Source organism: Streptomyces sp. MGP-P1, assembly GCF_057766565.1.
On sequence record NZ_JBYMEM010000002.1, the window covers coordinates 21238 to 33834 of the forward strand.

The 12597-nt window shown below is 66.3% G+C and carries 12 protein-coding genes; 5 read left to right on the forward strand and 7 right to left on the reverse strand.

The annotated features are described in order from the left end of the window. Window positions 1-156: 156 nt before the first annotated feature. Entirely contained in the window at window positions 157-705 is a 549-nt protein-coding gene (locus AC3CH1_RS07320) for a hypothetical protein (protein WP_488462184.1), read from the forward strand. 23 nt (window positions 706-728) lie between these two features. Next, the gene (locus AC3CH1_RS07325) at window positions 729-1133 is read left to right on the forward strand and encodes a hypothetical protein (RefSeq protein WP_488462185.1); all 405 of its coding nucleotides are present in this window, start codon (window positions 729-731) and stop codon (window positions 1131-1133) included. Between the two features lie 371 nt (window positions 1134-1504). Here AC3CH1_RS07325 and AC3CH1_RS07330 read toward each other — a convergent pair whose 3' ends face one another. Beyond that, window positions 1505-2842: a hypothetical protein gene (locus tag AC3CH1_RS07330; protein WP_488462186.1), complete on the reverse strand. Its 1338-nt coding sequence runs from the start codon at window positions 2840-2842 to the stop codon at window positions 1505-1507. 354 nt (window positions 2843-3196) lie between these two features. On the opposite strand from AC3CH1_RS07330, the gene AC3CH1_RS07335 reads away from it, so the two are divergent. Beyond that, entirely contained in the window at window positions 3197-3445 is a 249-nt protein-coding gene (locus AC3CH1_RS07335; RefSeq protein ID WP_488462187.1) for a hypothetical protein, read from the forward strand. A gap of 709 nt (window positions 3446-4154) precedes the next feature. Here the strand turns inward: AC3CH1_RS07335 and AC3CH1_RS07340 are convergent. The 3 genes from AC3CH1_RS07340 to AC3CH1_RS07350 all read right to left on the reverse strand — a co-directional run bounded on the left by AC3CH1_RS07340 (window position 4155) and on the right by AC3CH1_RS07350 (window position 5974). Beyond that, the gene (locus AC3CH1_RS07340; protein WP_228924525.1) at window positions 4155-4439 is read right to left on the reverse strand and encodes a hypothetical protein; all 285 of its coding nucleotides are present in this window, start codon (window positions 4437-4439) and stop codon (window positions 4155-4157) included. 77 nt (window positions 4440-4516) lie between these two features. Next, window positions 4517-4912 (reverse strand): hypothetical protein, encoded by a 396-nt coding sequence (locus AC3CH1_RS07345; protein ID WP_488462188.1) that lies wholly within the window; start codon window positions 4910-4912, stop codon window positions 4517-4519. 843 nt (window positions 4913-5755) lie between these two features. Continuing rightward, entirely contained in the window at window positions 5756-5974 is a 219-nt protein-coding gene (locus tag AC3CH1_RS07350; RefSeq protein WP_488462189.1) for a hypothetical protein, read from the reverse strand. Window positions 5975-6176: 202 nt separating this feature from the next. Here AC3CH1_RS07350 and AC3CH1_RS07355 point away from each other — a divergent pair, with 202 nt between their 5' ends. Further along, on the forward strand, window positions 6177-7004 hold the full coding sequence (locus AC3CH1_RS07355) for a sigma-70 family RNA polymerase sigma factor (RefSeq protein ID WP_488462190.1): 828 nt from the start codon (window positions 6177-6179) through the stop codon (window positions 7002-7004). 20 nt (window positions 7005-7024) lie between these two features. Next, entirely contained in the window at window positions 7025-8374 is a 1350-nt protein-coding gene (locus tag AC3CH1_RS07360; RefSeq protein WP_488462191.1) for a hypothetical protein, read from the forward strand. A gap of 349 nt (window positions 8375-8723) precedes the next feature. Here AC3CH1_RS07360 and AC3CH1_RS07365 read toward each other — a convergent pair whose 3' ends face one another. The 3 genes from AC3CH1_RS07365 to AC3CH1_RS07375 form a co-directional block, all read right to left on the reverse strand. Further along, window positions 8724-10436: a UvrD-helicase domain-containing protein gene (locus AC3CH1_RS07365; protein ID WP_488462192.1), complete on the reverse strand. Its 1713-nt coding sequence runs from the start codon at window positions 10434-10436 to the stop codon at window positions 8724-8726. Window positions 10437-10443: 7 nt separating this feature from the next. Then, window positions 10444-12117, reverse strand: a complete 1674-nt coding sequence (locus tag AC3CH1_RS07370; protein ID WP_488462193.1) for an ATP-dependent nuclease — start codon at window positions 12115-12117, stop codon at window positions 10444-10446. Between the two features lie 255 nt (window positions 12118-12372). Further along, window positions 12373-12597: hypothetical protein (locus tag AC3CH1_RS07375; RefSeq protein WP_488462194.1), on the reverse strand; the 225-nt coding region annotated here is incomplete at its 5' end.

A 12597-nucleotide genomic window follows, 5' to 3' on the forward strand; every position in this document is an offset into this window, starting at 1 on the left:
AGTGAGCAGCTGAAACTCGCAGGCCACACTGGATCGGCCGGCGCCACCCAACCAACCTACCCATCAGTAGCGAGACGCCAGTAGTAGCGGTCGAGTTGCGCGGCTCAGGCTGCAAGTCGGCCGGGTCTGGCTGTACCTCGTGCAATCGTTGACCGCATGGACGAAGCGGACGCCAATGAGAATCGCCGATCTCTTGAGGCGCATCCGGGCTACCTCGGTTACGCGACTAGCGACGGTCAAGGCTTCATCGTGGCGATGCATGCTGACTGGCCGGTGTACCCCTGCCCGCCTGGAGACGGGCACGCGCTCTTCGACCTGGCCCAGTTCCCAGAGGGAGTGGAGTTCGTCCCCGTGGACGACATCGACCAATGTCTCCTCTTCGAAGCACGAGGCTACGGCGAGCGCAACCTCCAAGAGCGGGACCGCTACTACGTTGCCTGCTGGCACGAAGACCTGAGACTCCTCGCCGAAGCCGGCCTGATCACCGGCATGCGGTTCGTAACCGAACGGGAACGGGAGATCGAGCGGCGCGAAGAGCTCCGCAGGAGTTTCACCGGTGCAGGGTGGGTCGGCCCCGGCGACCCACTGGAGAGCCTGAAAGTCACAGTGGACGGGCAGGAAACACCGATCTCTCTCCCCCCGCTCGACACATACGACGGGGATGATGAAGACGACGACTATGTCGCGGCCCGCGACTGGCTCTGATCCTCCCCGGCGACAAGACCGTCGTGACGGCAGCCGGATGGAAACAGGTCAACGACGCACTCGCAGACGCTGAGATCCCGTTTCCGGCCGACCTCAACTACATCCCAGACCTGATCAACATAGGTCTCTACGACACGGCCGTCAGGGACATCGCCGTCACCCTCGAATCCCGCCTGCGAGACACCCTCGGAGGCGAAACCTACGGTCAACGACTCGCCGAAGACTTCATCCGCGACCTCCTGGACCGCGCCGAACAACCGACCTCGCTGGCCAAGGTCTACCGACTCCGTCTTCGAACCTTCTTCAAATTCATCCGTAACGACTACGCCCACCACCGCGTCGAACTGTCGCGCCCTCAGGCCCTCGCTCTCATCGCGCACGTGACCATGATCCTCAACGACATCCAGGAGTTGCTGGAGGATCGGTAGAGCTCTCATCAGCATGAACGTGACGGAGGCATTGTTCGCTTTGCGCCCTCACACTGGCCCGGGCGGCCTTCTCCCTAGGCCGGGACAGCTGTCAGCGGTCGCCTTTACCTCAAGGTAGGTACTGGAAAGCCGGGATTTGCCGGAGCCCGGGTGCGCGACGCCTCCCGCGTTTCAGGAAGGCGTCGCACACATCCAACACCTCGGCGTTCAGCGCGACTGCGAGTCGGGTTCGGCTGTCGCGCCGGCGGCTGGCGCGCTCGGGGCAGGGTCTGCCCGCTGCTTGACAAGGCGCCTGACGCGACGCGCTACAGCCAGCGTGAGTGCTGCCGCGAGGCTCGCCAGATACTCGGCCGCAACTGAGCTGAGAAGGTTCACTCGACCTCCGCCGGCACAGGGGTGCAAGGGCTCGACGCAGTGCGGTGGCGTAGTCCCAGCCGTCTGAGCTTCCGGCGCACCCGGTTCCCGAACGCATCCGGATCCCCGGCGCCGCCCAGAGCAGCGGCCTGGGACCATGTCATGCGCTGCGTGCTGTACGCCATGGCTACGGCTTTCTCCGAGGGTGCCAGATCGGCGAGCACCGCCAGGACGCGGGGATCCTCCATCTCACCACGCAGCAAGCCGTCCTCCGGGCGCCCGCCGTCAGCGATCACGTCTCTCAGCGACACCCCCGACGCGACAGGAGCTTCCAGCAGCCGCACCGTCCGCCCGCCGGATTTTCGCTCCCAGAGCGGCTGCAGAGAACGGTGCTCCCGTTGGGTATGACGATGCAGCAACTCAATGATCTCCGCATCGCGCCGCAGATGGCGGCCAAGTGCCCCGACCCAGTCACCCAGCAGTGCCACCTCCACGGCCTCGCGCCACGCTTGCGGATGACCAAGGTGGAGCCAGGTCCGGGAGAACTCGTCCACAGCTGCGGTGTCACCCTCGATGCAGGCGTTACGCGCCACCAGCGCAGCCATGACAGCCTCGCGGGTCGTGAATGTCTGCGGCCCGCTGAGCTGCTCGGCGAGCGTACGCAGAACGGCGGCGACGAAGTTCACAGGGGAGTGCTTTGCGTCAATATTGAGGTGCTGACTCTCTCTGTACCGCAATACGTCCCTGACGTCCCAGATGAATTCATGGTCCTGCTCCTGGTTAATGTTCACGGCATGGTCGGGAAGGCATCGCTCCCTCCACATGTGCGCCAGCTCGTATGTACGGCGCACGGCAACTCTGCGAGCGGTCTCTCCGACGGAGCGGTACGTCGATTCGGTGAGTTGCTTAGCCATCCGGAGCAGCCGTTGAAACACTCGGGGGCCTGCGGGCCGGGCCTGCTCTAGCCACGCCCCCCGCTGTACGGCCCTTGGCTCGATCCGCACCGCGTACACGGCTTCGTGCATAGCCCTTCTAGCTGCGCTTGGCCGCTTGGGCGCCTGGCAGAGCATTTTTCCACCGCCGGGGCGGCATTCCTGGCACAGGTAGCGAAGGTGGACATTCCTGTCCAGTAGTGCATCCTGCGCGTAGCTGAGGAAGTGAATGGTCCGCAACGCCGTTGACTTGGCCTCGTGCGACCCGGTCTCGGTGGGCGGGGTGAAAGGGGCGGGCTGGCGAGCGGATCGGTCCTGTGTGTCGGCCAGCAGGCGCAGCACCCATCCCTCTAGGGCGGTGTGAAGTGCCGAGACGGCGACGCGGTCGTCGTCCTCGAGATCCGAGTAACACAGCATGGCCATGCGGTGCTCCTTACCTGTGGCGAGTGATGAGAGTGCTATCCCTAAGGGCTGGCCTGAAGGCGAATCGGCAATCACCCCCCACGTTTCGCAAGTGACATGCATCACATGCGGTGTTGGGGGCTGCACTCTTTTGCGGTGTGGAGCGACCCCCGGTCAGCAGGCTCACTCCAGACCGGATGGCGTTGGCCGACGCCCCCGCGGTTAAGGCAAACGATTCCCGAACTGCGGGTGACGGCCTCCCTCTCATCCCTGGTCTGCTGTCCCCGGGCGGCCGCAAGGAAGCGCACGAACGGAAGGCCGAAGTCGGCATCCAGCGACGGTCTGGAGCGCGCCACGGTCGGATGGCGTCTGGGGATGTCGGAGGAGGAAGCCTGGCAGGCAGGGCGCGGTATCTGGAAGTTCAATGCCGACCGAGCTCTGTCCCAGGAGAAGGCGCAGATCATCAACATCGACGGCACGGTGCTCGCGGTCGCGAGGATCACCGGGATCTCCAAGTACGGCGACCGCTACGCCCTCGAGGGCGACCTGCTGCTCGGTGATGCGCGGGTGGGCCGGGCCACCCCGTGCCCGCATCTGTCCCGTAACCCCGTCACCTACATCTGAGAGCCGCAGACCGATGAGCGACCTCGATGCGATCGACTCGCTGCTCGCCTCGGTCACCCCCAGCCCGCGCTTCCGAAGCCCAGGTGCACCGCGACCTGCGGGAGCGGGCCGGCCTGTCGAAGGCTCAGGTGGCCCGGACTCTCGGGGTGAGCCCGTCCACTGTCACGGGTGGGAGACGGGCCGGGACCCGTCCGGGGAGTTCAGGGCGGAGTACGCCTACCTCTTGGACTGCCAGGTCGCGAAACTCGTACCACCCGCCCCACCGCCCGCAGACGAAGCCACCACGCCTCAGCCCGCACTGGACGAGAGCACAGCGTCCCCGGCACCCGGCCCCGCCGCAGACGACGACACGGACGACGTCGCAGCTCTGGCCGGGCCCGAGCCGTGTGTTCTGTGCGGGCAACCTGCTCGTCACCATGCCGCCGGATTGCCCCAGCACCTCGACCCCGCCCAGTGCGCCACAACAGCCCCCATACCCATCCTCTCCGCCCAGCCACCGCCAAGCCGCACGGCGAAACCAGTACAGGCTGCGCCTGCCGCCCATCGCGCAGACCCGCCGCAGGACCTCGGCCTCCAGCCGGGCCTGCCCGGCATCGAAGTGCTTGCTGCGTTCGACTTTGAGTTCACAGGTCACGCCGTCGTGCACGACGGCGGTGATGCCGAGCCCCTGCCGGGTGGCGCGGGCCACCCGGCCGCCGAGGAGCGGATCCTATTGGAGGCGCTGCTCGACCTCGTCGTGGAAGCGGGCCTCGGTCACATACCTGCCGCAGCGGAAAAGCTGGTCGTAGGTGAGTTCGGCGGCCATGGCGGTGACGGCGGCCAAGAGGCGCCCGAATGCCTGCAGGGTCTTCTCGTCCCCGGTGAACTTCCGGACCCTCTCGTGCAGGGTGAGCAGGCGGAAATCCATCTGGGGGAGCGAGGTCAGCGCGTCGCGGGTGGAGTCGAAGGGACGCAGCCGCAGCTCCGGGTAGCCGGCCAGGTCCGTGGCACACACCCTGCCCTCCCGAGACCAGAAGCGTGCCAACACCCGCACCGCCTGAGGCGGCTGCCCTGCTCCGAGGGCGAATCTCACTACCAGTGTGCCTTCACCCCAACCGAAACACCGCCCTCGCCTTCCTCCGCGCGGCCGCCGGCAGGGGGCGCCGGACGGGACAAGGAGAAGGCAGGCACGACCAGTTCGTCAGGGCTCAACACCGACAGCAGCTCGACCTCCAGACGGTCGGCCCAGTCCGGCCAGGCATCCATGCGGAACTCGACGCGCAGCGTGTAAGCCCGCGCGGGATGGACGACCTGGCCGTGGGTGACACGGCGCTCGTCGAGCCACAGCAGACAGACCAGCACCAAATCCTCCTCGGCCGCTGCGTCAGCGGACAGCACCGGGACACCGCCCCGCGCAGTGAGGCCGCGGGCGGCCCGCGGCGGCACCGGCACATCGGCCAGCAGCCCGGCCAGCCGGTCGCCCCGCACGCCCCCCCCGCCAGGACCTGCTCGAGCCAGACAGCGAGCGCACCGTGCAGCGGGTCACTGCCCTCGAGTTCCTCCCGCAGCTCCGGGCGGGACGGATCCCGCTGCCCGCAGACTCGCGGCGGCATCGGCACGCCTGGAGGACATCACCTGCCGCGTGGAGCAGGACCACCTGCCATCCACCGCCACGGCCGGATTCCTGCGGGTGTGGGCCGGATCGGCCTGGGACAGGGCGTGATCGAGAGCGGCAGCATCCGCGCCACGACACCGGACCGCTCTGCGTACCTGCCGGCAATCCGGCAGGCGAGTTCCAGGCAGCGTCTGCTCGGCGAGGACACGCTGCTGCGGGCGGCTGCCGGATCAGCTCCAGGTTGCTGGCCATGCTGCCGTGGCCGCCGACCTCGCAGTAGATCTCCCGCATGTCGATGGGCAGCCCGCTCTCCGCTTCCGCCAGGCCGTGGCCGCCGGAGTAGCGGAACTGCATCCGGGTGCAGTGGTGATGGGCCAGCTCGATGATCCCGCGGTTGCGGGCCCCGTCTCCAGCGCCCGCTCCCACTGATGCTCGTTCACCCGAACCCCGTTCTCGCTCGCGGCCCGTCGCCGCTCTCCGGCTCAGGGGAAAGGACCTGACCACCGTGCGGGCGACAGCCCGCGGGCCGCCGTACCTGCCACCGAAGCCAGGCCTCACGCCGTGAACGTACCGTCAGGCACTGAGAATCAGCCCGGCCCGGCACCCGCTGCCCCTCTGCAGCAGGGCATCACCCGGACGCAGCCGGCGTCTTCAGGCGCGCGGGCGGCCAAGGTGCCGCAGACGCGGGAGCCGACAGACATCAGCCGGCCGGCCGATCAGCGGATGATCTTGTGGAAGAAGTACACCGTGGCCGCGAAGGCACCCCCGGCGGCGAGGGCACCCCCGGCGGCGAGGGCACCCCCGGCGGCGAGGGCACCTGCGGGGAGGGTGCCGTCGTTGAGGCGGGTCAGCGCACCCGCCCCGACGGCGGCTAGCACGCCGAGCAGGAGGACGAAAGCGGTGCGTTGGTCGAGAAGGGGGTCGCGGTCGTTCACAGCAGCTCCGTAAGAAGGCCCGGCACCACCGGCCGGGTTCGCTGATGCTGTAGCGAACGGGCCCCGCGCCCCCCTCGGGTGACCCATGTCACACAAGGGATGGGCGGGGGAGCCGAGGGGAAAAGTGCGGCTCGGCCCTATGAGGTGGGGGTGAGGCAAACCCAGTCGACCGACGATCCGGCCGCAGCACAAAGGAGTGCACATGTCTGACGATGTGGCGGGCACTCCCCACCCTTTCGGCCTGTCCCTGAACGGCGGAGCGGAGCTGCTCACGCTCGAAGGCGACCTTGACCGTCTCGAACAGCTCATGGCCCCGGGTGTCCCCGGCGAGAGCGGACTCGAGCGGGCCGGCCGCCGCGCCAGGGATGCCGAGCTGGTCCGGATCCTGCGCGGGCAGGGTTTCGAGGGGCCGATGTTCGAGAAGTTCGCCGGCCGGCTGATGGAGTACGCCTGGCCTGTCCTGCTCAACTGGACCCAGACTGGGGAGATCTTCCGCCAGACCCGTGACAACGGGTGTCCGGTCCCCGCCGCCCTGATCATCCCCGACTGGCCCTGGGAGGACCGCTACGGGGTGGTGACCGACTCCATCCTGGACGGTCTGGAGACCTTCCGTGCCAACGCACTGGTCCGCGGAAGATGGAGCCCCGTAAAAGGGGCGGCACTGACGACCTACTACGTGCGCGCCTGCATCTTCGCCTTCCGCAGGGTCTACGTGGCCTGGAGCAAACAGCACACCAGGGACCGGGCTGCGCAGACCTGCACCGGCCTCGAGGACGACCCCGTCCTCGCCCTTCCCGACCAGCGCGCCGCGGATCCCTGCCACACCGCCGTCGTCAACGACACGATCGACCGCATCCTGCCGCTGCTGACCACGCCCGAACTCCGCGTGGCCGTGGCCTGGCGCGGAGCGGGATGCACGCAGGAGGACGCCGCCAAACTTGCCGACCTGAGCGTGAAGCAACTGGAAGGCCGTCTTGTCCGCGTACGCACCAAGATCCGCGAACAGTACAGCGAGGGAGGCGCGCGATGACAACCCAGACAGGAGGGGCCATGGATGCCAACCAGGTGACCATCAGCCACGACGCCTTCGACGCCCTGCTGGACGCCTCCAGCCTGGGAGCTCCGCGAGTGCAGGCGCTGCGCCGGCTCACACCTTCCGCGGTGCAGGAACACCTTGCTTCCCGTCGTGCCCGCCAGGACGCCGCTGACCCAGGTCACCTCGAGCGCACCGCACTTCCGGCCGAGCGGGACATGGACCAAGCTCAGCCTCCGGCGCAGCGTCACGAGCAGGAACAGGACCTCGACCACGAGCGGCAGGATGGCAGCAGGTCACACCGCCCTGCGCACCTGAAAAGCTTTCCACCAGACGCCCTGAACAGATTCAACACATCCATCTTCTTCATGAGTCATTCCTCCTCGCAATCGCCAGAAGACCCAACGGAATGCTCCACCGAAACAGGAGAAGGAATTTCAGGTAAGGTAATCACGGAACATCTCGTGCGCGACACGGAAAAAGCAAAATGCCGTCACACGGACCCCGGCAGCACGAGGTTCCACAGGAATTACACGCTCTACCTCAACGGCAAATTTGACGGTACAAGTCAGCGGGAAGCCGGACTGGCACCAGTCCGGCATTCAAATTCCGAAAACCCCCACGCCAACCTTTTCGGAACCATCTCCCGAATCGGCATGGGAGACCGCGCACGAGCGAACCTCCAAGGCCTATGGAGACGAGACCTCGGCAGGGATACCCAAGGCCGGCAGGAGGGCGCCGCCTACCTTCTTGCCGTCAGGGCGTTCCATCTCCTGGTGCGGGCGAGCGCCGCCGACCCCACTACGCGGCAGAGCGAGCGCTTTGAAGCCAGCCAGGTGCTGTACATCGTGGCGCCGCGCCAGCCCCGGCCGCGGCGGCAGGAGACCGTGCGTCCTGCCGCGGCACCGGACTACCTCTCCGCTGTCGCGCTTACCTGCGAACTCGGTCGCATCCTCGCCGGGCAGGGGAGCGGCGGCCGGGATGCAAGACGCCCTTGGCTCGACGGCCTTGACCCGCAGCAGGATCCGGCGGCGGCTCACTCGACGCATGGCTCCGAGTGGGAGCACTTCAAGCTCCGACTTGTCCCGCCGCCCCTCGCATGGCGAGACCGGCCAGCCGCAGCGACGTGCCGGGACGCTGTGCGCTCAGCATTTGTCGACGAACACCAGATGCTGAAAGAAAGAATTCTGGCAGCCATCCGAGACTCTCTCACCGAGGAGCTCTGGTGCCCTGCCAACTGGCCTCAAGAATGGAATGGAGAAACCTTCCCGTCACTCTCCCAGGCCGACGGCCATGCTTCCCTAGCTGCCCAGGAAATTTCTGCATTTCGCCTGTACAGGAAACCCGTCACGGTTCGATTCAAATGAAACATTCACGGAGCTTGTGGCGGTAGCACAGAAGCTACTGAACCTTTTCCAGGGTGACAGTTCAACTCTTGTGCTCCCGGCTAACAAAAAACACATCGAGGGCCTGATGGAAAAAGCAACCGTCAGACGAATTCCGGCGTCAGGTAAACCCCGCCAGTAAGGGGGGGCAGCTGCCACGATCTCCGCGTGTCACTTCGGCGATCACCATATGCGGCGGCCCCTTGAGGAAGCAGAACAGAACCTCATGGAAGGAGCCACCGCGAAACAAAACCCATGCGCAGCGACAGGAGGAATTGCTGTTCCAGGCTAGAAGACCCCTGTCGAACGAGCCACGTCGCCGGAAGGCCCGTCACCGCGTCAGAGGGAGCGCGTCCGCAGGACGGACGAAGACGACGCGGTGCCGGGCGCGGGTGATGGCCACGCGCAGCAGCCGACGGTTCGCCTGGATGCGCTCGTCGTCCCACTCGGCGTCCAGGAGCCGGCTGTGGCGGTTGCCTTCGACGATGACGACGCCATCGAACTCCTTGCCTTTGGAGCGGTGCATGTTCATCAGGCTGACCGGCACCGTGTCCTGCTCGGCCTGGGCGAGCTGGGCGTCGGCGAGGGCACGCCGTACCTGGGCGGCTGCGTCCCGGTAGGAGCCGTCAGGGCTCCAGGCCTGGGTGAGGGTGAGCGAGAGCAGGTCGGTGGCGTGCAGCAGCCGCAGTGTGCGGACCTGTTTGAACAGCTCGTCCAGTTCCGCGGACCCGCTCAGGTGAGAGCGTGCGTCGCGCCAGTCGGGGACGGGCTGCCCGGTCAGCTTCAGCCCGTCGTCGTACGCCGCTTCCAGCACCTTGGCCGCGTTGGTTCGCGCCGGCTTGCCCTTCTGCAGCTGAGCGATGCACCGCTCGAGGGCTGTCACCGTGGCACGTGTCGTCTTGGCGGCCCGCTTCGCGAATTTGGTGCGGTAGTAGTCGGCCATGGCTTTGAGCGTGCGGGAGAGCGCCTCCAGCCGGTCCAGCCCGGGCCATTCGAGGATGGAAGCGACGACGAAACCCGCGGACGCGGCCAGCTCGGGATCCCAGTGCAGGATGTGTTCAACGGGCCCCAGCACATGCCGCGCCGTCACATTCTGCTTGCTGATCGTCTCGGAGACGCTGGCGACAAGCCGGTTGGTGGTCGCCAGCACCGCGATCGTCGGCTCGCGTCCCAGCTCGGCTTCGAGCTTGCCCTGCAGGGCAAGCAGCGCCTCGTGCGCACGCACTTCGCAGGGGACGGCCCCCCAGAGCAGCGAGTACGGCATGACGGTGACGCTTTTTGATCGGGGGTGGGATTGGCAGTGCAGGACAGCGTTTGCGTAGCTGAGCAGTCCGCTTTCGGGGCTGCGGTGGTTGTCCGCCGACAGGTCGAAGCAGGACGGCTGCAGATGGGCGACAGCGTGGTCGATGCGCTCCTCGTCCACCCCGGGCAGATGCCCGAAGATCCGCTGATCGGGGTCAGCCAGGCAGATCACGGTCGATCTCCGGCTGAGTGCCTTGACGGCCTGCCACTGATCGGTGCTGGTGTCCTGGAACTCGTCGACGATGACCACCGGGTAGGTGCTGCTGTACAAGTCGCGTACAGCACGGCTGCCCTCGAGCAGCTGCGCAGCGCCAGCAGCCAGCATCTCGAAGACATAGCGTCCCTCCTCGACGGCCATCCGCCGGTACTCGGCCTCCCAGGCTTCCTTGTCGCCGTCGAAGTCGGCGCGCATCTCCCGTCCTCGATCGGGAGTGATGAACTCGCAGGGGTGCCCGACCAACAGCCGTCCATGGCTGCGTACGAGTTCGAGGAAGAAGGCGTGGAAGGTCCGCACCTCCAACCGTGCACGCACGCTGCGCGTCAGCAGGCCCTGCATCCGGTCGGTGATCTGCCGGACGGCGGCGCGCGAGAAGCTCAGGAACAGCACGCGCTGCCCCTCGTCCAGCGTCTCGATCGCATTGAGGGCCTTGAGCAGGGCGATGGTGGTCTTGCCGCAGCCGGGGCCGCCCTCGATCAGGAGATGTCCGGTGCTGTCCAGGATCGCCCGGCGCTTGTCGTCCATTTCGATGTCACTCGGCTTCACCGTTCACCTCGCCCTCACCGGCGGCGGGGGAGTCCAGACCGTTCACCGCCGGTGTGCGAAGGTCCGCATCGACCTTCAGCAGGAAGTCCACGATCGAGACCGGCAGCTCGTGACGGCCGGCGCACTGAGAGATGAGCAGGGCGGCGTAGCCGTCTCCCTTGCGCTTCTTGAGGACGTTCCAGAGCAGCTTGGCGACCTCGGCATCGTCCATGCCCTCCCGCAGCCGCCCGTAGTGCTCCGGGTAATCGGCCAGCTCTCCGGCCACGGACAGGAACCGCCTCTGCACCGGTGCGGGCACCTCGGCGGCGAGCAGATCTTCGATGCCGTCGTAGGGGATGACCTTGTACAAGGAGAAGTCGCTGGCCTTGGCCACAGCATCGTCCGGCAGGGGTTTGCCCGGAGTGTCGTGGATGCCGTAGACCGGCTTGCCCAGGCTCTTGAACAGCGGCGCGAACGCCGCGACCGCACGGTCACCGCCGGCGTTGAACACCGACACACCCGCCAGGTCGGGATGGAGGTAGTCCACGGAAGGATCCTGCTCGAGCACGTCGGCGACAGCAGGCACCAGGTCCGCCTCGGTGCTCCCCTCCACCACGAGCACGGCGCGGGCCAGAACTGCCTCGGCGAACTGCCGCCGGTTTGTCGCGTACTGCTTGGGCTTGAATCCCTGGGGGAGGACCACCGGCGAACTGCTTAGCGTCCCGCTCTCATCGCGTCCCAGCACCACGATCTGCGCAGGGTCGAACTTGTCGATCACATAGGGGGAGTGCGAGGTGACGATCGCCTGCCCCATCCGCTGCGTCACAAAGTCGACCAGCCGCCGCTGTGCGTGCGGGGGCAGCGCGATCTCGGGTTCCTCCATCGCGAAGATCACGGAGTCCTCGACCTTGAGCTCGGCGATATAGGTCAGCAACGCGAACACCAGGAGGTTCAGCGTGCCGGTGCTGAGCCGGTTGAACGGCACCGCATGCGTTCCTGGCTGCGTTGCAACGAACAGCCGCAGGGTCTCCCGCAGATGCTCACGGGTGGCTTCCGACAGACGAAGGTCGACTGGATCCGGGTGGGCCGCCAGGCCCACGAAACGCCCGATCCTCTCGGTCACCTCGGCCCGGATCTTCGAGAATCCCGACTCCTCGTCCGCCACCACCACGGCGGCGACGTCAGCCAGAGTTTTCTCCCACAACGGCCCGCCCCGGTCCGCCTCCAGCCGCACGACGGTGTCCAGCAACGACCCCCGCTGGAACGACAGCGCCCGGTTCCCTGTCCGATTGGGCCGCAGGTACAAGAACCCGCAGTGCCGCTTGTCCTCCCGGGTGAACGGCCGCATCCCCGCACCGAGCTCGCTGCTCTCCTCGCCCAGAGCGTCCTCCGTCTTCATGGGGTGAGCGAAGAACGTCCCGCCGAAGAAGTCGTCCTCCTGCGGATCGTAACGACCCAAAAACACCACCGGCAGACACCACTGACCGGCGTCCGCCTGTTCAAGAGCACCCGGCTCAAGATCGGCGAAGTCAGCTGTCTCGTCCGACCAACGACGCAGATGGGGCCCGAACTGCCGCTCAGCGGCCGGTGACAGCCCGGTCAGTACGGCTTCCAGCCTTATCTCAGGCAGTTCCTCACCAACAGGCTGGTAGCACCCGCCGTAGAAGTCGTGCTCGTCCACCACAGGCCGGCGAAACATTCGCTCAGGCCCCAGGATCAGCTCAAGAGCCTCGCAGACAGTGGACTTACCCACACTGTTCGAGCCCACCAACAAGGAGTGCCCGTCCAACAGAACCCTGCCGCTACGGACACCACGAAAACGCTCCAGCGAAAGCCGACGAACCTTCACGAAAACAGCCTTTCTGTCCCCACCCCAAGAGAGCTGTCACCCCGACACAGCGAAGCCCCACACCCTCACACGCACGTCATCATAACGTCACAAAAGAGAACAAAATTTATGACTGATAAAGGCGGCTGCCACCCGTAATCCTAATACCGATAGACACACAATGAACACCATTCCTTCACAGAGTGTCGAGCAGCCCACCAAAGCGGCGCACGAAAAACGCGAAAGCGTTTCACGATAAATGCGAAAACGACTACTTTCTGCCTTTGCGAGAAGGTTAATATCGGTGCTGCACAACTGAACGTAGTAGCATAA